Here is a 22904-nt window from a genome sequence, read left to right on the forward strand (position 1 = left end):
TAAGTCAGATTATTTTAAGCAGATAATTTATGTCTACCTTTAGCACGACGTTTTCTTAAGATTGCTCTTCCGGTTGGAGTAGCCATTCTAGATCTAAAACCATGTCTTCTTTTTCTAACTGAATTGCTAGGTTGAAATGTACGTTTCATAATATTTATACCGAACGAAAATAAAAATTAATTGTTATAAATATGTCATCCCGTGGCTTGACCACGGGATCTTGTTATCGTAGCTTGTGTCCTAAGATCCCGCGATCAAGTCGCGGGATGACACTAAATATATGCTTTTGCTTTTTCTACGATACTTGCGAATCCATCACTGTTATTGACGGCAAGTTCTGCAAGTACTTTACGATCTATATCGATTTCTGCTTTTTTAAGACCCCCCATAAATTGAGAGTAAACAAGCCCATGCTCTCTTACTGCTGCATTTATTCTTTGAATCCATAAGCCTCTGAAATCACGCTTACGATTTCTACGATCTCTGTAAGCATATTGGAGGGCTTTTTCTACTTTTTCAATAGCTACTCTAAAACAGCTATTAGCTCTACCTCTATAGCCTTTGGCTAATTTGAGGATTTTTTTATGTCGATTTTTGGAAATTTTTCCTGATTTTGCACGTGTCATTGCTGTAGCTCCTAATTAAATTAATTTATACCGTATGGTAGAAAATATTTTTTAATATTATATCCGTCTTGAGGACAAAGTATTGTAGTTCCTCTAAGGTTACGGATTTGAGCTTTAGTACGACGACGCATAAAATGTTTTTTACCTGCTTGGGATGCGATAACCTTACCGCTAGCAGTAAGTTTAAAACGCTTTTTTACAGCGGATTTTGTTTTTAATTTAGGCATATTTATTCCTTATATTGGTATTTACTAGATTTAAACTGTAATTAGGCATACCAAAGCCACGTACAGATACAAAACTAGATAATAGTTTTTTTATTAGTTATTGCAAGATTTTTTTTTAAAGTCTTAGAGATTCACCTAATAAATAAAAATTAAAACTAGATTAATTATTGATTTTTTAAGAAAAAATTCATATTCTATATGCTATAAATTCAATCTAAAATTAAAATTTTATGAAAAATACTAATTCTTTTGAAGCTCCTACCGATGCTAACTTCAAGCTCAATATACCGCATGGAAAACCGATTAAATTTCATATCCCTAGAGGTAGTAGCGTTACAGTAAATGATGAAATGCTTGGTTTGCTTGAGGGTAGACCTTATATTAAATTCACATGTGATAAAAATTCCAATGCAGTAATATTAGAATCAGGAAAGAGTTATCAGCATTTTATACTGAATGATGAGCTAGTGGTAACTCCTTTGGGTGATGTACCCATGAATAATATTGTAGAACTTGATTAAATTTTTATTGAGCAAACGCTCTATTATTTTTTAAAGCTATTTGCTATAATGGGAATGCTGAATACATAATTAATACTGAAAATGTTCGGACAAAATCCTAAAAGAAGCATATTAAATGGTGACGGTACTAAGTTAGAGGTGCAGTCTATTTTTAAGACTATACAAGGTGAGGGTATTTTTGTAGGTTGCCCTGCGATCTTTATTAGGCTTGGAGGGTGTAATCTTGCTTGTAATTTTTGCGATACCGAGTTTGAAGATTTTGAGTTAATAGATATAGCTAAGATTTTAAATAAAGTTGAAAGTTTGGTATTAAATTCTAAAAATGAAAAATCAATTAATTTAGTAGTCATAACCGGCGGTGAGCCGATGCGTCAACCTATAGAATTATTATGTCAAAAGTTACTAGATCAAGATTTTAAAATCCAGATAGAGACTAACGGTACGTTATATCGCTCTTTGCCGAATGAAGTGTCTATAATTTGTTCGCCAAAAGCAGGTAAAAACGGTTATAGTAAAATAAGAGAAGATTTATTGCCTAAAATTAGTGCGGTGAAATTTATCGTTGCTAAAAATATTTTAGAATATAGTCTCATACCGGAAGTAGGGCAAACCTCTTATAATATACCGGTTTTTGTTCAGCCTATGGATCAAAACGACCAAAGACTTAATGACGAAAATAATGAGTTAGCAGTAAAATTAGCACTAGAAAGCGGCACTAGGTTGTCGTTGCAGACTCATAAATTTTTAGGGATTGAGTAAATATTGTCAAGTCACTTGTCATTCTCAGCTAAAAGCGGGCTTGTTGCATGGCTCTTATGTCATTCCCGCGAAAGCAGGAATCTAGTAAGACATATAAAAAACTTATTTTTCATATGTTTGTTTTATCAAATTATAATTTTTGTACCAATATTAAGGCTATTTTTTCTGGATTCCCGCTTCCGCGGGAATGACATCGAAGCATTAAGCCATCACAGATATTTTAAAAATACTTGAATTTTATATTAATTGAAGCTATTATAATCTTTTTTAAGTTTAAAGTGTTGAAATAATGAGTGAAATATTAGAACTTGAAGCTAAGTCCCGTAATGAATTCGGTACGGGAGCAGCAAGAGCATTAAGAAGAGAAGGGCGTGTTCCGGCTATTATTTACGGAGCGGGTAAAACACCTGTTAGTATTTCTTTAGAAGAAAAGGAAATAACAAAATATTATAGAAAGCCGGCTTTTATCTCTCAGTTAATTAATTTAACAATTGATAAGAAAAAATATAAAGTGTTACCGAAAGCCGTGGAGTTACATCCTGTTACGGATATGGTACGCCATGTGGATTTTGTCTTTTTAGAAGAGAAAACTCAAAAAATGGAAGTGCCTGTAGTATATGAAGGGAAGGAAAGAGCTTTAGGCGTTAAAAGAGGCGGATATTTTAATATAGTAAAAAGAAGAGTTACTTTATTATGTGATGTTAATAATATCCCAAGAAATGTAACTATAGACGTTACTAACATGCCTATTGCTACCTCGCTAAAATCATCAAAAATAGAATTGCCGAAAGGATGCAGTTTTACTACTAAAAAAGAATTTGTTCTTGCAACTATTATAGGACGTAGAGGTGCAAGAACTGAAGCTGAAGGTGAACAACAAGCCGCTGAAGCAGGGAAGTAAGATAATTCTCACGATAAGGACTTGCTTAGATACTTAAATCGTCATTGTGAGGATTCGTAGGTGTTGTTGTTTAGCTCATTTTATGTCATTCCCGCCTACGCGGGGATGACATCGAGTAGGTTTTTCGATCCACGCGGGCAATGCCGGGCAATACCGCTAGAAACGAGAATGACATTCTGAATGTTCATATACTTCTTCCAAATTAATATTTCTTCAAAAATTTTCCATTACTGTTTATTAGGTAAATTATTATGATTCTTGTTATTGGTCTTGGTAATCCAGGAAAAGAGTATCAATATACGAGGCATAATATAGGCTTTATTGCTATAGAGAAAATAGCAAACCAATATAATTCATCATTTAGTACAAAGAAAAAATTCAATTGTGAAATTGCTGAAACTATTAGTGATGGACAAAAGATAATTTTTATAAAGCCCAATACCTATATGAACTTGTCCGGTAAGTCAGTGATATCGGTGAAAACATATTATAATATCCACCCCGCAAAAATCTTTGTTATTCATGATGATATTGATTTAGAAACAGGTAGAATAAAATTCAAAACGGGTGGCGGTAACGGCGGGCATAACGGTTTAAAATCAATTGACGGTGTTATAGGCAATAATTATAATCGCATTAGGGTTGGGGTAGGTAGACCGCAAAATAATCAGGATGTAGCAGATTATGTACTTAATAATTTCTTGAAATCCGAGTATGAAACAGCGTTGCAAGCTATAGATAAAATAGCTAATAATTTTGGTTTAATATTAGAGAATAAGTTAGAAGAGTTTAAGAGTAAGGTTGGATAATGTTATTTTGAGTTGCCTGTATGGCTCAAAAAAAGCCTACTCGATGTCATTCCCGCGTAGGCGGGAATCCATTACTTATAAAACTTTTTAAAAGCTCGATTTATCTCGCTTTATGCTGGATTCCCGCTTCTAGCTAAGAATGACATAGAATAAAAAATGTCTGGTACTATAGGGAACGACATAGAAAGGAAAAATTTATGACACAAGATTTTGAAATTGTTTATGCCGATGAAATGGATAAAGCCTATTCAGCTATAATTTGTGATGCTTTTAATAAAGAGGCAAGAGAAAAGAAAGGTTTAACAGGAGATTTAAAATCTTTTTCTTTCTCATGCTTAGATCAAGATAAAAATTTTATTGCCGGTATACAAGGAATAAGCCTTTGGGGTAGTTTGTATATTACTTCATTGTTTGTAGATGAAAATCATAGAAACAAAAAATATGGAAGCATATTAATGGAAAAAGCTGAAGAATTGGCACGTGAGCGTGGCTGTAATTTTATTGCTTTATCGACTACGGATTTTCAGGCTAAGCCTTTTTACGAGAAGCTTGGTTACAAGCTTGAATTCACAAGACACGGTTATGAAAAAGACTCTATAATGTATTATTTACGGAAATATTTATGACACTAAAACTAGGAATTGTTGGGTTGCCGAATGTCGGTAAGTCGACGTTATTTAATGCCTTAACGGCAAGTCAGGCTGCGGATGCTGCTAATTATCCGTTTTGTACTATTGAGCCTAATAGCAGCAAAGTTTTAGTACCGGATGAGCGTTTGCAACGACTCGCAAGCTTAGCCGGAAGTGGAAAAATTATTCCGTCTTATATTGAGTTTGTCGATATTGCAGGACTTGTTAAAGGGGCAAGTAAAGGGGAGGGGCTTGGTAATAAGTTCTTATCTCATATCAGGGAAGTCGATGCAATATTGCATGTACTGCGTTGCTTTGAAGATGAGGATATAACGCACGTACATAACAAAGTTGATCCAATCCATGATCTTGAGGTTATTGAAACAGAGTTAATACTTGCCGATATAGAATCGGTCGAAAAGCGTTTAGCAACAAGTGAAAAACGCTTGAAGTCAGGCGATAAAATAATGGCAGAGCAGATAGAGCTGTTAAAAGAGGTTTATAAAGTACTAGCAGACGGTAAACCTGCAAGAGTGTTAAATGAAATTTTAGGAGCTGATAATTTAAAGCAATTGCAGTTAATTACCTCTAAGCCTGCTTTATATATATGTAACGTACTTGAAAAAGATGCTGCAGTCGGTAATGAATTTACAAAATTAGTAGCGGAAAGAGCAAAGAAAGAAAATGCTAAAAGCGTTGTAATTTCTTCAAAAATAGAAGCTGAGATTGCTTTACTTGAAAGCATGGAAGAAAAAGAAGAGTTCTTAAAATTTATAGGTTTAGAGGAAACGGGGCTTAGTAAAGTGATTAAAGAGGGGTATAATCTCTTAAACCTTAAAAGCTTCTTTACCATAGGTCCTAAAGAAGCTCATAGTTGGACTTTTAAAGACGGTACTCTTGCCCCGGCTGCTGCCGGTATTATTCATACCGATTTTGAAAAAGGCTTTATTAGAGCAGAAGTTATCGGCTATGAAGATTATATAAACCTTGGTAGTGAAGCAAAAGCCAAGGAAGTAGGTAAAATGCGTTTAGAGGGTAAAGAATATAAAATGCAGGATGGAGATATAGTACATTTTAGGTTTAACGTTTAAATACTTAAAGTATCAATATTATAGGTGATATTGTGAAAGAAGTTTTAAGCAAGGAAAATATTAAGCTTTATCGAATGTGTTGTTTAATAGATGATGATCAGTGTATTTGGAGCGATAAAGAAATTGAAGAATATCATATAAGGCTTAGAAAAGAATATTATGTTCGTTGTATTTCAGTTTTTGACCGCTGGCTTTCTGATGAAGAATATGATGAACTAATGATATATTATCAAAGAAAATTTAATTCTAAGGAAAACAAAGAAAAATATTATCAATATGAACAGTTGTTTATAAAATTTTTACTTATATTAGCTTTATTATTTTTTAATTTAATTTCATATGCTAATCCTAAACCTATAGGGCTTGAATTAAATAAAGCAACCTTAGAAGAGGTGAAAGAAAAATATAAAGTTATAAGCAAGGAAGCTAATAAATGGAACGGTACTAATTATTATATAGATCCTAAAAGTATTGATTTTAAAAATGTTTCAGATGCTTTGATAATATGTAATGATAATAATATAGTGCAAGCTGTAATTTTAGTAATGAGCAAAAATAATTTTAATGAGTTATTTGGTATGTTGTCAGAAAAATATACATTAAAAGAAAAAAATATACCTTTTGTCGGTAATAAAAAGGCAATTTTTGTTGATGATGACTGCACTATTACTTTAGATTCTCCACATCTTAATTTTGATATGGAGTTAATGTATATAACTAATGAGTTTTACAATAAATATTTAGATAAACTACAGCAAAAAGAGCAACTTGAGAAAGAAAAAAAGAAAAATCTATTGTAAATAATATTGAAAACTTTTCATAAGTGTTTATTTTTTCTTAAATTAATATAGCGTATTAGAGTATTATAAAACTTATGAAAATTATTGCGAAGATTCCGGCATGGAGGTGCTGTCTCACTAAGTGTGTAAATTTCTAGGATAGGTTATATTAACAATAATATAATTTATCAGGAATAACATGAGTAACAGTAACCAAGAGAAGATAAAACAAGCAGTAGATTTGCTAATAGATAAAGATACTGATTTAACGAGTTTTTTTGCCAAAGACGGGATATTAAAGCAGTTAACTAAAAATATATTTGAAAGAGCCTTAAAAGCTGAGATGGATGAGCATCTTGTCTATAACAAATATGGCAGGATAGAGACTGACAATAGTAGAAATGGTGTATGCAAAAAAAGCCTAATTACTGAAGGTGGAGTATTGGAACTTGAAGTACCACGTGATAGAAATGCTGAATTTTCTCCTGTACTAGTGCCAAAGCGTCAGACTAGGATTGATGGATTAGATCAGAAGATATTATCCTTATATGCTAAAGGGATGAGCCTCTCTGACATTAAGATTCAGATTCATGAGCTATATGGTGCAGAGAACAGTGAAAGCCTTATTAGTCGGGTTACCGATAATGTTATGGATGAGGTCAGGAGTTGGCAGAATAGGCCTCTGGAAGCCATATATGCTATAGTATATTTTGATGCACTTATAGTTAAAGTACGTCAAGATAAGAGAATTATCAATAAGGCAGTATATGTAGCTTTAGGTGTAGATTTAACCGGAAGGAAAGATATTTTAGGCTTGTGTATTAGCGAGAATGAGGGAGCTAAATTTTGGTTAAATAATTTTACTGAAATGAAAGACAGGGGATTAAAAGATATCTTAATTGCTTGTAGCGATAATCTAACGGGCATGAGTGAGGCGATATCTGCAGTATATCCACAAACTGAGCATCAGCTGTGCATTGTACATCAAATCAGAAATAGTTTGTCATATGTAAGCTATAAAGACCGTAAAGAACTTGCAGCAGATTTGAAGCTAGTATACAGCTCTATCACTGAGGATGAAGCACTTACTGCCTTATCTGATTTTGATATGAAATGGGGCAAACAGTACCCACATATTGCAAAATCATGGCAAAATAATTGGCAGAATTTGATAATTTTTTTACAATACCCAGAAGTGATTAGGCGTATCATTTATACAACCAATGCAATCGAAGGTTTAAATAGTCAATTACGCAAGGTTACTAATAACAAAAGGGGTTTTCCTAACGACGACTCTGTATTTAAGACTTTGTACTTGACAATTGACTATATTACGCGAAAATGAAATATGCCTATCCAAAATTGGGGAGAGGACATGGCTCACTTTTTGATAAAATTTGAGGGGCGAATTTAATGCCTATTTTAGAATTTACACACTTATATATCCAGAGCCAATTAAAAGCTCAAATTATCTCGCTTTATGCTGGATTCCCGCTTTCGCGGGAATGACATAAAACCATCCATGCAACAAGACTGAAATATATAGGGAATGACATCAAAATAAAAAAATGAAAGAGAAAATATCAAATTTTGTAACACTTGATTTCGGTAGTAGTAAGATTGCCGTAATTGCTGCCTATATTAGTAAAAAAGGTGAAATTAAAGTAGCTAGCCAAAATTTGCATCATTCTAAAGGTATTAAATCAGGAGTTATATCAGATTTAAAAAATGCTGAAACTAGCATTGTTTCGGCAATTTATGCACTTGAAAAAGATTGCGGTAAAAATATAAAAAAAGTTATATTATCGTTATCAGGTGCCGACACTAAATCTTATTATATTAATTATACCATTAAAGTTAACGGGCAAACCGTAACGCAGCAGGATATTAAAAAGTTACTACAAAAAGCATTACTTGAGTTTAAAGTTAAAAACCAAGAAATTATTCATTATTTTCCTCTTGAATTTACCCTTGATAATAATTCAGTCGAGAATCCTATAGGTATGTACGGTAGAGAGCTTAGTTGTGAATTACATATTATTGCAGCTAGTTCAAATATGTTATCAAATATTGTACAATGCTTCGCTAAATGTCATGTTGAAGTCACAAATATTACTCTAGCAATTTATGCTTCTGCTATTAGCTGTCTTACGAATGATGAAAAAAATCTAGGCTCGCTTATTATAGATATGGGCGATAAAACTACCTCTTTCGGCATTTTTTTTGCCAGTAAATTAATATATACGGGGCATGTAAATATAGGTAGTTTTCATATTAGCTCGGATATTGCTAAAGTCTTTGGTATTGATCTTGTTACGGCAGAGAAATTAAAAATTTTATACGGTAATGCAATTATACCTTTATTTGAGAAAGATAGTATTATAAATATGGATGATTTTCAGGTTGATACTCATCATAATTTAAATACTTCCGTAACAATTTATAAATTAGCCGAGGTAATAAGAGCAAGAGTCGAAGAAATATTATCAATGGTAAAAGCCGAATATGATAAAGCAACAAAAGGGCAGGTTGAGGTTTTTAGAGTTGTAATTACCGGCGGTGGATCTCAGCTTAGAGGACTTAAAGAGCTTTCAAATAAAATTTTTGAAAAACAGAGTAGAATCGGTAAACCGGAGATTATTGCCGGTTTTACAGAAGATTATAATCCGGCTATGTATTCAGCAACTATAGGAATGCTAAAAATTCATGCTCTAAAACAGCAAAAAGAATTCGCTCATATTAGACTTGATGAAAATAGCAGCTTCTTTAAAAAAGCTTTTGATTGGTTTAAAGAGAATGTTTAGAGATGTTGATAGATATCAAATCGTCATTGCGAGGAAATTACGTAAGTAATTGACGAAGCAATCCAGTTAAAAATTCTGATTTACAGAATTTTTTTAATCTTTTTCTAGATTACAACAATGCTTCGCTCCTCGCAATGACGATCCAATATTACCCGGCAGCTGGGGTAAAGCCAAAAGCCGATTCTTCTCCTATTACAGGCATAAGATCATTTTCGAGATTACTAACTTCAGTAGATTCATTTAATTCAGGCAAAGTAATGTTTGAAGTAATATTAAATTGTTTTATATATTTAATAGCTTCTTTAGCTAGTTCAATATCATATTTTTTGGTTATTACCTCATAGCAGCGTTCATGATCTTCAGGTTTAATATTCTTGATATTAATCTTTGTAAGCAATTTTGGTAAAATTTCTAAATTATTTTCTTCTAGTGCAAGAAAAATTTTTAACATTGAGATTTTACTTTTATTTATTAATTCATCTATAAAAGATGTTTGTGCTTTTTCTCTAATAACATAGTTTAAAGCTAGATCAAAATTACCGTTATATTTGCTATATACAAAATCAATAACTTCTGAGTTTTTTGTTTTAAGAGCTGATTCTAGCTCCTTATGTGCTATCTTTTTTTTGCTATTAAGTACCATTTTAATAGCCGGTAAGTTACATGATTCAAGTACTTTTATTGCCCTTAAATCACTAATATTATCAATTTTTGAAGAGATTAATTCAATTATTTGATTCTTTTGTTGAATCCCAAACTGACAATTAAAAGCTATATCAAGGTTATTTTCGTTTATTATCGATATTTTATCGACTATCATTTTAATTATACGGAAATAACCTGTTTCTATAGCTTTCCCTAGATATAGATTCAACTTTATATCCTCAATTTTTCCTGCTTTATTCAATAGTGTTTCAACTGCAAATGGAGCCTGAGATTTAATAGCATGAGATATATATCGACTAGGATCATCATTTATTTTATTAAGTATTGTTTCAGCAAGTAATATAATTTCACAACCGTTTTCACTAATAAGATCACAAAAAAGATATGTAAGATCGGCCTTATTTATCATATTTAAAATAGTTAACATTTCTTGACCGCTTAAACTCTGATTATATAAATTAAGTATTGTGCCAAACGCCTCCTCTAACTCGTTACTTGTATATATCTTCTCCGAAAAATCATAATCTGGTAATAGCTCTGAATTTAGATGCTCCTGAGAAAAATGTTCTTTGAGTTCTTTATAAAATTCTTTTACTTTTTGATATTGTTCTTGCAAGAATTCTGAAAAACTATTCATGTCCATTGTTTTTATAGTTTTATGATCAAAAGCCAAACTATGTATATTATTATTTAATTTGTAACTAATAGAAAAGCCGACGACTGTTAATAACGGTAGATTTTTTACTATAAAATCAATTAAACTCTCTGAGTTACAGTTTTTATTAAACAACAGATTATCTATCCCTGCCTTTGTAGTATTTGTAGCCGGAATATAAGTACATAATACAACATTGCCTTCAACATCTTTTAAATTATGCTGAGCCACATCAGAATGACAGGAAAATATATGTACAATATTAAGTTGATCTCCTACAGTATTTTTTGCTATTTTTGTCAGAACGTTATGTGCTAGTTGTTCAGAGAGGTTGCAAGTATTATTTTCTTGAAATAACTCTAACCTTAATTGTGATAATAAATTTTTTTCAAAATGCTCCATTCCATGAGCATATATAAATATTTCTTGAGGATTATGAGAAGAAGCAAGATATGTTTTTATCTCATCTTCTTTATAAATTTTTGCTAAAGTTTCTTGGTTTGGTAAGTTTGTTATTTTCGGTCCTTGGAGAACTATTTTTTGCATATATTATTACCTTAAATAAATCATTAAAATTTTTAGAAAAAATTAAGCAATTGAAATAAGATAAAAATATATTTATGATAGTTATAAGGAGTACTAATTTATTATAACTAAAGAATTATATTCATTGCTTATATTGTGAATTATACACGAAAATTTTATTTTTGCAAGATAATAGTTAATTTTTTATTAGGAAATAATATTAATATATAGGATAATAAGAGTATATTTAGTTATGATTAGGTCTATGCTTAGAACAAATTAGTACATTCCCTTTAACCTCGACAATAAAAAGTCGGTCGCCTGTGTTTGCATCGATTTCATTCGGTACAAGATAAGCATTCATAATAGCACCCGACCATCTTACTTGTCCTATAGTATCAGAAGAAACGGTAGAACTATAAACCTCTACCGTTTTGCCTATCATATCCGAGTAATTTTCTGTTTTATCAGTTTTATTATAAACATATTTTTTAAGAGGATAATATAATATGCAAAACCAAATAAGCGATAATATACCAAAAAATGTTATTTGATTTATTAAGCTAACTAGAGGATAGTTATATACCATAAGAGTGTTTGATAATGCTCCAAGCCCAAAGAATAAGAATCCGATACTTGGAACTGCAAAGAATTCAACGACTACACAAATTATGCCTATTATTAACCATATTTCGGTGAGGTAATTATTTATCATGAACATAAGTTTTTAAAAATAATATTACGTCAGCTATGTCTTGTGGTTTTGAGATACCGGCAAAGGACATTTTAGTTCCTGGTGCATAGCTACTTGGTTTATGTAAGAAAGCAAATAAACTATTATCATCCCATACGCCGCCGAGTTTTGATAGAGCAGGAGAATATTTATAGTCTGCTATGCTTGCTTTTGGTCTGCCTGCTACATCCCAAAGATGCGGTCCTAGTTTATTTGGACCGTCTTTATCAAGAGAATGACACATTAAACATTTCTTGGCTATTTCACGACCGTTATCGGCGTTAGCAGTCTTCATTAATTCCGGTATATTTACCGGTGCTTGCTCTAATGCGGTAGTATTTTGATTTTCTGATGATTCTTGAACCGCAACGCTGTAGCCGCGATGCTGTAACTCTAGAGTGGGTTTGTATAATATATTTGCAACAAATCCAACCGTCATAGCAATTAAACTAGCAAATAAGATGGCTGCAACAATTTTATTTAATTCTTTTCCAGACATTTATTTTGTTTTTTTATTAGAATTTATACTATAATTTAAGTTGTAAGAGAAGTTAATTAAATAAATAAAAGAAAAATTTATAAAAATATTTGTTCTTTGGAGAGAAAAATAGATGTCTGATTCAAAAAAATCAAGGGTTAGAAAAATATTTAATAAGTTAAAATCTTATTGGACTAGTTTTAGACAAAGTAAAATCGGTAAAATATTATTTAGCAATAGTTTAAGTTATGCAGTTTCCGTAGCTTCTATAGCAATTGCAGTTTCCGGGCTTTTTACTCCTATATCACCAATAATTATAGCTGTAGCTGTTGTTTCAGGAGTTAGCGTAGGAATTCAAGCTATAAATGAGACTTTGAAAGTGCATGGTTTGCGTAAACTTCATAAAGAGAATAATTTATTAGTACATAACAGAAATGCTAAAAGTCAGCAAGATTATATATTATCATTAGAACCGAGTTTAAAAGATATTTTGAAAAATGAATTATATACGCCGCAAACGGCAGGTAAGGATACTACTCAAGATAAGTATGAGTTAAATGTAAATAAATTGAAAAGTACAGGACGAATATTTGGAAATAATTTAGGTGGAGCCGCAAGTTTGGCTGCCTCTATTATTAAAGGTGCTAGCGGTAATGTGCTTGATATATTAAAAGCTACGGGTTACGGTGTAGTTACGACCGCATCATTAATTATCGACGGTCTTACTGAAAAGGAAAAAATAGAAATAAAAGCAATATTTAAATTAAATATAAATGAAGAATATAAAAAACAAGACACTCCTATATATGAAAATTTAGAACAATTAGAGAATTATACTAAGAATCAAGTATTGCAAACATGGGCTTTAAAAAAATTAATAACGGGTAAGAATTATTGGAGTATGAATAAAGACCAAAAAATACAAAAATTTCGAGAAATAAGAGGTAATTTTAATTTTGAAATAAAAAGAAACGGTTTAGAAGAATTTTTTAGAGAAAATAAAATAACAATGGATAATAGAAAAGAGAGTTATGTTAAAGATATTAAAAATGTAATGAATCCATTTTATGAAAATCCTAGTAAAGCCGAAGGATATAGTCCGTTAACTAAAGCTATGGATAAAGATAAAGGTAATAATGCTGAAATAAAAAGGACAAAAAGTGAAAATTTAAAAAGGATGCAAAAAAGAAAGCGAAATTTAACAATATGAAATGATTATTATAACTCACTGCTAGTTACAAATTTGTAAGAGGTAGTATCGCTAAATATTCTATGCAATAATTCATTATTAAGAGCGTGGCTGGTTTTATAGCCTTTAATTGAACTTACAACGCTAGTGCCGCTGGTATATAAATCACCGAATAAATCTAATAATTTATGGCGAACAAATTCATCTTCATAACGTAAGCCGTTTGGGTTTAAGATTTTATCCTGCTCATCTATTCCTATAGCATTCTCAAATGAGGCACCTTGGGCAAGTCCTTTGCTTTTCAAATAATCAACATCTCTTATAAATCCAAAAGTTCTAGCATCCGCAATATTTTTAGTAAAAGATTCTTGATCTCTAAAACTTAGATTTTGTCTACCTATAGCTTTACTGCTAAAATCAATGGTTAAATCTACAGTCATGTGATCGGAAGGAGTACAATATAATTCACAATCTTTGTGAACTACTTTTATATCTTTTAAAATTTTTAGATATTTTTTAGGAGCATTTTGTAATTTTTTTCCTGCACATTCAATCATAAACACAAAAGGTTTACTACTGCCGTCCATAATTGGTACTTCAGGACCATCAATTTTAATAATTGCATTATCAATGCTGCATCCCCAAAGTGCTGCCATTAAATGTTCAATTGTTGAAATTTGAACTTTATGATCATTACTTATAGTGGTAGATAACAAGGTATCGGAAACATTGAAATAGCTAGCTTCAATATAATTATTTTCAGAAGATATATCGGTTCTAATGAATATAATTCCGGTATTTTCTTTAGCAGGTTCTATAGTTAACTGGGTACGTTTTCCCGAGTGAACCCCGATCCCGTAACAACTAACCGGTTTTAATAATGTACTTTGCTGCATGCGAGGCTATAAAAAATATATTTAAATATATATATTTAATGCCGAATTATACAAGCTATATTATGTTACAAAATATTACACATATACTCGATGAACTTCAAAAATTGGCTACGTCATCCTACAAGTACTGCGGTACGAACTATATTAAGTAACGGTTTCCATTCCTCTTAGAAGCAAGTGATGTAAGAAGTCTAATTAATTTATATATTTTGTGGTATGTAGGTAGACGAAGTTTAATTTGGAAAAGAGCAAGGAGTATATAAGGCGAGGAGCAGAGCGTATACTTAATACGTGAGCACCGCAGCTCTTATGATACGACGTAGCCAATTTTTCAAATTAAACGAGTATACAATTAAAATCTATATAGTTTATACTTAATAAAATACCAAAAATGATAAGCTACAAAACTACCGACTACGGCAAAAACGGAAAATAAGAAATCACTGCCGTTAATGGTGCCGTAAGGTACATGAGATGATAAAGCTCCGGCATATATACCGATGCTGCACATTGAAAAATACGAAAATAAAGCTGTTCTAAGTTCGTAATCTCTAAATTTATCAATTAGTATTAAAATATTGCAAATATAAATGGATCCTAAACAACTACCGATTAGTATTATATATAATATATTAAGATTTTTACTAGTTCCATGAAGCGGTAGTAAAATAAAGCAGACGAGCAGAATTATAGTTAGTAATAAATTAGCCAAATATTTATTTACTTTGCTTAATATGTAGCATATAGGAATTATAGAAAAACATATTGCTAGGAAAATATATTTTAATATGAGTCTTAAATTAATTAATGCTAATTCTTTCTTTAATGCAAAAGCTTCATAATACCATAATATATCCAATGTGACATAAGCAACTACGAAACCTGTCAATAATTGTAATTCGACATTTTTTATTAAGGATGAGAATTTTGAATTTAGATTTAATTTATGAGATGTGGGATTATAATGCAGAAATTCGGTTAGTATATTAATACAATATAACAATGCACAAATTACTATAGTATTATTTGTAGGTTTTATAAATGGATTTAATAAATCTACCATTAAGTTTCCACCCACCCATAACAACATTATACAAGCTAAAAAAAAATATTTCTTTTCTTTGCTACTCTCAATAATGTCTAATGTTATAGAAGTGAAATATGAAAATGTTCCAAAATTAATTAAAATAAAATTAATTTTAATTAGAGTATAATTATTTAATAAAATGAGGTTTATTGTACAAATAATTAATAAAGATAAGCTAATTAAAATAATTTTTTTATTACTTAATCTATTAATTAACTGTGTTAAGGCAAAGCCTGCGATTATCGAACCTATAAATTTAGTTTGATTTATATGATTTATTTGTTCTCCGCCTAGATTTTTATTTATCAGTAAAAAGATTTTAAAATTATAAAAATTTATAGCATTGATACAGGAAAAAATAAATATTCCCAAAAGCGAGAAAAAAATAGTTTTATAATTGTTTTTTAAAGTCATAAATTAAGTGTTTGCTAAACATAAATACATGGTATATAACTCATAATTATAATGATTAAGATTATTATCTTAAAAATTAAAGAGATTCGTAATTCCATTATTTAAGTATATATGGATAGTTATTAGATTATCAGCTTTTAATCAAGTATGGTAGTCTTATTTATAATTTGTATATAATTATTGTTTAATTTTAAAAAAATTAATGAATTAAATAATATGAAAATATTTTAATGTAAGAAAAATAATAATATATTTTTTAGTATTTTAAAGAGGTGTTATTTGAAGTTTATCTAGAATTTCATTTTTGCTCTTTAATCATAGATAAATTATCTATTTAAATAAATTAATACAAGATAAACAATGATTTTTCTTAAGATACAAGCATTATATTAATTATTTGTTCTTCAAGTTAGTGAGCAAGATAAATGAATAAAAAGATTATAATTGATGCTAATTTTCCAAGCGAAACAAGAGTAGTTTTATTAGGACAAAGCAACAATATAGAAGATATTGAATTTCAAACAACTGTAAGACAACAAAATAAAGGTAATATTTATTTAGCAAAAGTCACAAGAATAGAACCATCGCTACAAGCTGTTTTTATAGAGTACGGAATGGATAAAAGTGGATTTTTACCGTTTAGTGAAATCCATCCTAACTATTACAATTTATCTGCCTCAGAGAGAAATTTTCCGGTTAATGCTTTTCCTGAAATAGCTCTTTCAAATATTACGGTTGAGGATGATAAAGAGAAACCGGCTGCTATATATGATTCTTTGGTTGATAGTGAAGAAATTGACCTAAAAACCATAGAAGATTTAGTAGAGAGTAAATTCCAATCAGAACTTAATTTAGAAGCGGCTGACGATATTGAAATTATTCAAAGCGGTGTTGAGCAGAACGTTCCACAATATAAACAATATAAAGTTCAGGACGTAATAAGAAAAAACCAAATATTATTAGTACAGGTTACTAAGGAAGAACGAGGAAATAAATGTGCCGCTTTTACTACTTATATATCCTTGGCTGGTAAATATTGTGTTTTAATGCCTAATAAAGGTTCGCAAAACGGCATATCACGTAAAATATCAAACGGGGAAGAAAGAAAAAGACTGAAAGATATTTTAAATAAAATAGTAAGCGGTGACAAAAATGCTTACAGCGTCATTGTTAGAACCGCTGGTAGAGGAAGTAGCACCTTAGATTTGAAGAAGGACTATAATTATTTAGCAAGGTTATGGAATAAAATTCGTAAAAGTACTATTAAATTTCCGGCTCCGTGTTTTATTCATGAAGAAGATAGTATAATACGTAAAACCATACGTGATATGTGCGATCACAATGTTAAAGAGGTGGTAATTCAAGGACAAGAGGCTTATGAAGACGCTTCAAAATTTATGCAGGATTTATTACCTTCAGAGCTTTCAAAACTTAAAGAACATAAAAATAAAACTCCTATATTTACTAAGTTTCAAGTAGAAGAGCAATTAGTTAAATTATATCAGCCTGTCGTGACACTACCTTCAGGGGGATATATCGTTATTAATCCTACAGAAGCTCTTATTTCAATTGATGTAAATTCCGGTAAATCAACTTCTGAAAAAAATATTGAAGAAACGGCACTAAAAACTAATTTAGAAGCAGCCAAAGAAGTAGCGAAGCAAGTAAAGCTTAGAGATCTATCAGGTTTGATAGTTGTTGATTTTATAGACATGAGTGAAGCTAAGAATCGTAAAATTATTGAACGATCCTTTAAAGAGTTTTTAAGTCGTGACCGTGCTCGTATACAAACCGGTAATATTAGTCAGTTGGGACTACTTGAATTCTCAAGGCAGAGATTACGTTCTTCTTTCTTAGAAACTAATTCGGCAATTTGTTCTCATTGCAACGGTAAAGGAGTCATTAGAGCGAGTGATGCTAATGCTATGTTAATTTTACGTACTATAGAGAATGAAATTTTTGAAGAAAGAATTGATGTAATAAATGTTTTTACCAATATCGTTTCAGTTATTTATCTACTTAATAATAAACGTGCTGAGATAAAATTTATTGAAGAAAAATATAATATAAAGCTTAATTTTTATTCTGATCCTAATGCTACATCAGATAGTTATTCGATTGAAAAAGTGAAGCTGTTGAAGAAAAATAATAATAATAATGTTAATCCTGTTAATCCTGTTAAGCCGGTAATTCAGAATCATAGTGCCGATTATACTGAAGAAGAGCCGAAAAAAGAACAGTTACGCAAAAATAAACATAAATGGAAAACAGCTAATAATAGTAATAATATTGCTAATGAAGTAAAAGACAAGAGTTTAGATGTAAAAGAACCGGTAGAGCAAACCGTAAGCGTTGTGGAAGAGGTGAAAGTTGTAGAAAGTAATGCCGGCTTAGAAGAAGCACAAGCTGTTCCAAAAAAGACAAAACGTAGATATCGTAATAAAAAATCAAATAAGAAACGTCCTGCTAATACCGCCGAAGATACGGAAAAGAATGTAGAGTCTTGATTAATATGTATTCCTGCGAAAGCAGGAATACATACTACTTTAAAGATTTTTAAAAGCTCGATATATCTCGCTTTATGGTGGATTCCTGCTTTCGCAGGAATGACATTGAACACTTTTCTTGATCCACGCAACAATACCCGCTCGCAATGACGAGGCAACAAAATAAAAACGTAAACTTAAAATAAAAGTGCAGAAGAGTTTAATTACAAAATGGTTGTTTATAAGTTGTATAATGGTCATAGCGATGATTGTTATAGGGGGGATAACAAGGCTTACAGGTTCTGGTTTATCTATAGTTGAGTGGCGTCCGGTAACCGGTATTTTGCCGCCTTTTAGTTTTGAAAGCTGGCAAGCGGAATTTGCTAAATATAAAGCTTTTCCTGAATATAACTCCGTTAATTATGGAATGACTTTATCGCAGTTTAAGTTTATTTATCTGTTAGAGTTTATACATCGGTTACTCGGTAGAATTACAGCTTTAATATATATTGTACCTTTAATATATTTCTATTTTAAAGATGTTATAAAAAATCGTGACATACTACCTTATATAATTGCTTTGCTATTATTTTGCGTACAAGGCTTTATGGGGTGGTATATGGTTAAAAGTGGGTTATTGAATAGCCCGTCCGTTAGTCATTTTCGGCTTGCTTTTCATTTAATTATTGCCGTAATTATTTATCACATACTTTTTTATCAATTAATAAAAAATCATTGTGATATTTTGTTAATACCGTCACAAAAAGATTTAAAATTACCATTAATATTTTCCGGTATTGCTATTACTGTAATATGTGTGCAAATTTTTTTAGGGGCGATGGTTGCAGGGCTTGATGCAGGGCTGATATATAATAGTTTTCCGCTAATGGGTGATAGTTTTATCCCGATGGAGATAAAAGATAATTTCTTTAATCTTGCAAATTTGCATGATCCGGTTTTTATACAATTCATACATCGTTTAGGCGGCTATAGCGTATTTTTGGTTGTTGTGGTTTTGGTAATTTGCTTGTTAAAAATAGAACATCCGAAATTAAATAAGATAGCGTATTTTCTAATGATTGCATTATTGATGCAGATATCTACCGGAATAATTACTCTTTTATACTCTGTACCTATAATAATTGCCTCTATACATCAGCTTTTTGCTATAATCCTTTTATCTATAATAATTTGGTGCTATTTTTTAATAAAAACTAGTTAAAATATTACTGTGGTTAAGTCGGTGTTACCCGTGTGGATCGTTTTATGTCATTCCCGCGTAGGCGGGAATCCAGTAAAACCTATAAAAAACTTGTTTTTATAGGTTTATTTTTAAAATAAATAGTTTCTACATCGATATTTGAAGTTGTTTTTCTGGATTCCCGCCTACGCGGGAATGACATCGAGTAGGTTTTGCGATCAATTCAATGATGCCAATGCCATACAACAAAACAACACAATAAAAAGCTCTAAATGATCATCGATGTCAATACTCCTATTTCTTCTAGATTAGATAAATATTTAAAACGTCTATATCCGTTATTGACTCAAGGAGTAATAGAAAAAGCATTACGTCAAAAACAAATTACCGTTAATTCTCAGAAAGCAGAAGCGAGTTTAAGAGTAAAGGGCGGCGATAAAATTTTTATTAACGATAAGTTTAATTTACCTGTTAAGCAACCCGAAAAATTAGTTTTTACCGATGCTGAAATTAAACTAGCGAAAAAAATTACTACCGATTATCTGATATATGAAGATGATAATTTAATAGCTATAAATAAACCTGCAGGTCTTGCTACTCAAGGTGGCAGTAAAATAAATTTATCTATTGACTCTGCATTAAAATATTTGAATTATAAAGGTGTTGATTTTAAGCTAGTACATAGGTTAGATAAAGAAACAAGCGGTTTGCTCTTAATAGCCAAAAATTATTTAAGTAGTGTAAAACTTCATGATGCTTTTAAAGAAAAATTGGTTGTAAAAACATATTTTGCTGTAACCTATGGAAAGCCAATTAAAAATGTAGGAGAAGTTAGAAGTAATATAGAGAAGAGTAAGGGAAGTACACCTAAAATTACTGATATTTATAGTGAAAATGGTAAACTTGCCATTACTTATTATAAATTACTTAAATCACTTGATAATAACTTATTTTTAATTGAATTTACACCGGTTACAGGTAGAATGCATCAACTAAGGTTGCATGCTAAATTATTAGGTTGCCCGATAGTTGGGGATGATAAATATGGTAATAAAGAAATAATGCCGTATAGTAAATATATGTTCTTGCATGCTAATAATATATGTTTATCTGAAAAGATTTTTGGTAAAGAGATTAATTTAGAAGCAAAATTACCGTTTTATTTTACTGATAAGTTTGTGGAGTGTTGAAGTTATGATTCGTAGATATTTTTTATTGCTGCTTTTTTTTATTACTAATAGTATTGATTGTTTTGCAGATATACAGCAAAGAATCAATGAAGCAGAAAAAGAATATATAAGTAATAGATTTTTAAATGCCGTTTTTATGTTTGCTGATGATTATAAACCTTTATTAACCGGTGCTAAAGGAATCTTTGCTTTAAACGGTGAGCGATTAAAAGCAAATGAAATGATGCCTATTGCTTCTGCTACAAAGCCTTTTACAGCAGCAGGAATTTTAAAATTACAAGAACAGGAATTATTAAATATTAACGATAAAATCTATAAATATCTTGATCCGGAAATGTGGGGTGGAAAAGTACCGGATTGGGCGTATAAAATATCTATCCATAATTTATTAACGCATAGTAGCGGTATTGCTGAATATTTTAGTTTTGTTAAACTTGATTTAAATATGCCTAAGAAAGAGATTCACAAGAAAATATTACAATTTGTTTCTTCTAAACCTTTAGAAATATCTATAGGGAAAAAATTTAAATATAGTAATACTAATTTTGTTATACTCGGTATGATTATCGAAAAGGTGGCTAAAAAAGATTTAGCTAACTTTTTTTATGATGAATTTTTTAAACCTCTTAATATGAAATCTACTAGCTTTGCTTCATATAGTGAAGCCGCTAGAATACAAAAAAATGTTATTAGTTCTAATTATCCGGTAAGATATTTTTTAACGCCTAATAATAGTAATAAACCTATATTTACTCCTGTAACTGCTGATTTTTTAGCAGTTTCTTGTACTGATGGCGGTATAATATCAACACCAAACGATCTAGTTAAATGGTATAGGGCATTAAATGAGGGGAAAATTCTTTCTAAGAAGTCGTATAAACTTATGACTACTAAATATTTTTTAGCAAAAGATATAGAAGGGCGTAAGTCTTATATGGGTTACGGTATTTTCCTTACGGATCTTGATTCTAAGCATTTAATGGTTCATTATACCGGAAAAGCCCTTGGAATACAAAGTGAAGCAGGATATGTTTTGCCTGATAATCTTTATTTTGCTATACTCAGCAATACTATGATTAAAATTCCTGAAGAAGAAAAAGATAAAATTGATATGAAGAATCCTTTAAATCAACTTGGAATAATTTATTTCAGAGATGCAATAATAGGGGCAGCTATAAAGAATTAAATAGACTTGTTGTATAACCTATCTTATAAAGAGAAATTTGAAGGGAACACGGAACGCAGCACCGCAGCGTACATTTAGTACGTGAGGATGCGAGTACCGGATTGACATACAAATTACCTTTAGAAGGAGGTTATACAACAAGTCTAATGAAGATAGTTACTTGGAATATTAATTCATTGCGTCTGCGGATCGATTTATTAAGAAAGTTAGCACATGAACATCAGCCGGATATTATTTTACTTCAGGAAACAAAAGTAGATGATTCGCTATTTCCTCTTGAAGTTATTAAAAATATAGGCTATGAACATGTAATATATTCAGGGCAGAAATCATATAACGGTGTTGCTATTATTTCAAAATTTCCTTTGAATAATGTTTTTTCATTGGAGTTATATAATAGTGATAAAAGGCATATAGCAGCTATAGTTAATGATATAGAAATACATAATTTTTATGTTCCTGCCGGTGGTGATATACCTGATATAGAGGTAAACTTAAAATTTAAGCATAAGCTCGAATATGTAAGGTTAATGCAGGAATGGTTAACTACTAACCGTACTAAAAACGATAAAATTATCATTGTTGGGGACTTGAACATTGCACCGCTAGAACATGATGTATGGTCTAGTAAGCAGTTGAGAAATGTTATCAGCCATACCGATATTGAACGCTCGTTATTGGTAGAGCTACAAAACTCGTTAGGTTTTATTGACAGTAGTAGACATTTTGTTCCGTTTGATGAAAAATTCTATACTTGGTGGAGCTATAGAAATATAGATTGGAAAAAATCTAACAGAGGTAGAAGGCTTGATCATATTTGGGTTAGCGATAATTTAAAAGATGCATTATTTTCTATCCATTTATTGTCGGAAGCACGTGATTGGTCGCCACCTTCGGATCATGTACCGTATTTTGTGACTTTGGATGTCATTCCCGCGGAAGCGGGTAAAACCTACTGTGTCACCCCGTGGCTTGACCACGGGGTCCTTAAAAACAATAAAAAATACTAATAATTTTAGTATTTTTAACTGGATCCCGTGGTCAAGCCACGG

22 protein-coding genes and 3 pseudogenes are annotated in these 22904 nt (G+C 30.9%); 17 read left to right on the plus strand and 8 right to left on the minus strand.

The features are described from left to right. Window positions 1-14 precede the first annotated feature (14 nt). From rpmH to rpmI, 3 genes are all read right to left on the minus strand, one after another. The gene (rpmH, locus tag AC5587_RS02265) at window positions 15-149 is read right to left on the minus strand and encodes a 50S ribosomal protein L34 (protein WP_499162711.1); all 135 of its coding nucleotides are present in this window, start codon (window positions 147-149) and stop codon (window positions 15-17) included. A gap of 123 nt (window positions 150-272) precedes the next feature. Further along, a complete protein-coding gene (gene rplT, locus AC5587_RS02270) occupies window positions 273-626 on the minus strand; it encodes a 50S ribosomal protein L20 (protein WP_499162712.1) in 354 nt (117 codons plus the stop codon). A 20-nt stretch (window positions 627-646) separates the two neighbouring features. Continuing rightward, window positions 647-853, minus strand: a complete 207-nt coding sequence (gene rpmI / locus AC5587_RS02275; RefSeq protein ID WP_004997924.1) for a 50S ribosomal protein L35 — start codon at window positions 851-853, stop codon at window positions 647-649. Between the two features lie 230 nt (window positions 854-1083). Here rpmI and AC5587_RS02280 point away from each other — a divergent pair, with 230 nt between their 5' ends. From AC5587_RS02280 to ftsA, 10 genes and pseudogenes are all read left to right on the plus strand, one after another. Beyond that, window positions 1084-1374: a hypothetical protein gene (locus AC5587_RS02280; protein ID WP_410526925.1), complete on the plus strand. Its 291-nt coding sequence runs from the start codon at window positions 1084-1086 to the stop codon at window positions 1372-1374. 81 nt (window positions 1375-1455) lie between these two features. Next, a complete protein-coding gene (locus tag AC5587_RS02285) occupies window positions 1456-2133 on the plus strand; it encodes a 7-carboxy-7-deazaguanine synthase QueE (RefSeq protein ID WP_499162713.1) in 678 nt (225 codons plus the stop codon). Window positions 2134-2189: 56 nt separating this feature from the next. Further along, window positions 2190-2324 (plus strand): hypothetical protein, encoded by a 135-nt coding sequence (locus AC5587_RS02290; protein ID WP_499162714.1) that lies wholly within the window; start codon window positions 2190-2192, stop codon window positions 2322-2324. 98 nt (window positions 2325-2422) lie between these two features. Further along, window positions 2423-3034: a 50S ribosomal protein L25/general stress protein Ctc gene (locus tag AC5587_RS02295; RefSeq protein WP_499162715.1), complete on the plus strand. Its 612-nt coding sequence runs from the start codon at window positions 2423-2425 to the stop codon at window positions 3032-3034. A 251-nt stretch (window positions 3035-3285) separates the two neighbouring features. Then, entirely contained in the window at window positions 3286-3843 is a 558-nt protein-coding gene (gene pth, locus AC5587_RS02300; RefSeq protein WP_410526921.1) for an aminoacyl-tRNA hydrolase, read from the plus strand. Window positions 3844-4076: 233 nt separating this feature from the next. Then, window positions 4077-4469, plus strand: coding sequence for a GNAT family N-acetyltransferase (locus tag AC5587_RS02305; protein WP_499162978.1), 393 nt, complete (start codon window positions 4077-4079; stop codon window positions 4467-4469). Beyond that, a complete protein-coding gene (ychF, locus tag AC5587_RS02310; protein ID WP_499162716.1) occupies window positions 4466-5563 on the plus strand; it encodes a redox-regulated ATPase YchF in 1098 nt (365 codons plus the stop codon). The genes AC5587_RS02305 and ychF overlap by 4 nt, the downstream gene beginning before the upstream one ends. Before the next feature lie 32 nt (window positions 5564-5595). Next, window positions 5596-6363 (plus strand): hypothetical protein, encoded by a 768-nt coding sequence (locus AC5587_RS02315; protein ID WP_499162717.1) that lies wholly within the window; start codon window positions 5596-5598, stop codon window positions 6361-6363. A gap of 178 nt (window positions 6364-6541) precedes the next feature. Further along, a pseudogene (locus AC5587_RS02320) lies at window positions 6542-7756 on the plus strand (IS256 family transposase). Between the two features lie 154 nt (window positions 7757-7910). Continuing rightward, window positions 7911-9146, plus strand: coding sequence for a cell division protein FtsA (gene ftsA / locus AC5587_RS02325; RefSeq protein ID WP_499162718.1), 1236 nt, complete (start codon window positions 7911-7913; stop codon window positions 9144-9146). Window positions 9147-9294: 148 nt separating this feature from the next. Here ftsA and AC5587_RS02330 read toward each other — a convergent pair whose 3' ends face one another. From AC5587_RS02330 to AC5587_RS02340, 3 genes are all read right to left on the minus strand, one after another. Beyond that, on the minus strand, window positions 9295-11013 hold the full coding sequence (locus AC5587_RS02330) for a hypothetical protein (RefSeq protein WP_499162719.1): 1719 nt from the start codon (window positions 11011-11013) through the stop codon (window positions 9295-9297). A 226-nt stretch (window positions 11014-11239) separates the two neighbouring features. Beyond that, a complete protein-coding gene (locus AC5587_RS02335; RefSeq protein ID WP_499162720.1) occupies window positions 11240-11713 on the minus strand; it encodes an NfeD family protein in 474 nt (157 codons plus the stop codon). Beyond that, window positions 11697-12224, minus strand: coding sequence for a c-type cytochrome (locus tag AC5587_RS02340; RefSeq protein ID WP_499162721.1), 528 nt, complete (start codon window positions 12222-12224; stop codon window positions 11697-11699). Before AC5587_RS02340 ends, AC5587_RS02335 begins: the two co-directional genes overlap by 17 nt. A gap of 112 nt (window positions 12225-12336) precedes the next feature. Between AC5587_RS02340 and AC5587_RS02345 the strand changes: the two genes are divergently transcribed. Next, the gene (locus AC5587_RS02345; RefSeq protein ID WP_499162722.1) at window positions 12337-13413 is read left to right on the plus strand and encodes a hypothetical protein; all 1077 of its coding nucleotides are present in this window, start codon (window positions 12337-12339) and stop codon (window positions 13411-13413) included. An 8-nt stretch (window positions 13414-13421) separates the two neighbouring features. Here the strand turns inward: AC5587_RS02345 and lpxC are convergent, their stop codons facing one another. After that, on the minus strand, window positions 13422-14288 hold the full coding sequence (gene lpxC / locus AC5587_RS02350; protein WP_410527255.1) for a UDP-3-O-acyl-N-acetylglucosamine deacetylase: 867 nt from the start codon (window positions 14286-14288) through the stop codon (window positions 13422-13424). 352 nt (window positions 14289-14640) lie between these two features. After that, window positions 14641-15789, minus strand: coding sequence for an MFS transporter (locus AC5587_RS02355; protein WP_499162723.1), 1149 nt, complete (start codon window positions 15787-15789; stop codon window positions 14641-14643). Window positions 15790-16214: 425 nt separating this feature from the next. Here AC5587_RS02355 and AC5587_RS02360 point away from each other — a divergent pair, with 425 nt between their 5' ends. From AC5587_RS02360 to xth, 6 genes and pseudogenes are all read left to right on the plus strand, one after another. Then, on the plus strand, window positions 16215-18296 hold the full coding sequence (locus tag AC5587_RS02360; protein WP_499162724.1) for an Rne/Rng family ribonuclease: 2082 nt from the start codon (window positions 16215-16217) through the stop codon (window positions 18294-18296). Between the two features lie 187 nt (window positions 18297-18483). Further along, window positions 18484-19497 (plus strand): COX15/CtaA family protein, encoded by a 1014-nt coding sequence (locus tag AC5587_RS02365; protein ID WP_499162725.1) that lies wholly within the window; start codon window positions 18484-18486, stop codon window positions 19495-19497. Window positions 19498-19748: 251 nt separating this feature from the next. Next, a complete protein-coding gene (locus AC5587_RS02370) occupies window positions 19749-20666 on the plus strand; it encodes an RluA family pseudouridine synthase (protein WP_499162726.1) in 918 nt (305 codons plus the stop codon). A 4-nt stretch (window positions 20667-20670) separates the two neighbouring features. Beyond that, complete coding sequence (locus AC5587_RS02375) at window positions 20671-21852, plus strand: serine hydrolase domain-containing protein (RefSeq protein WP_499162727.1); 1182 nt, start codon at window positions 20671-20673, stop codon at window positions 21850-21852. Next, a pseudogene (locus tag AC5587_RS02380) lies at window positions 21853-21986 on the plus strand (palindromic element RPE1 domain-containing protein); the annotation flags it as partial. Window positions 21987-21998: 12 nt separating this feature from the next. Beyond that, window positions 21999-22859, plus strand: a pseudogene (gene xth, locus AC5587_RS02385) (exodeoxyribonuclease III); the annotation flags it as partial. Window positions 22860-22904 lie beyond the last annotated feature (45 nt).

Source organism: Rickettsia endosymbiont of Hedychridium roseum (assembly GCF_964028255.1).
Classification (GTDB): Bacteria; Pseudomonadota; Alphaproteobacteria; order Rickettsiales; family Rickettsiaceae; genus Rickettsia; species Rickettsia asembonensis.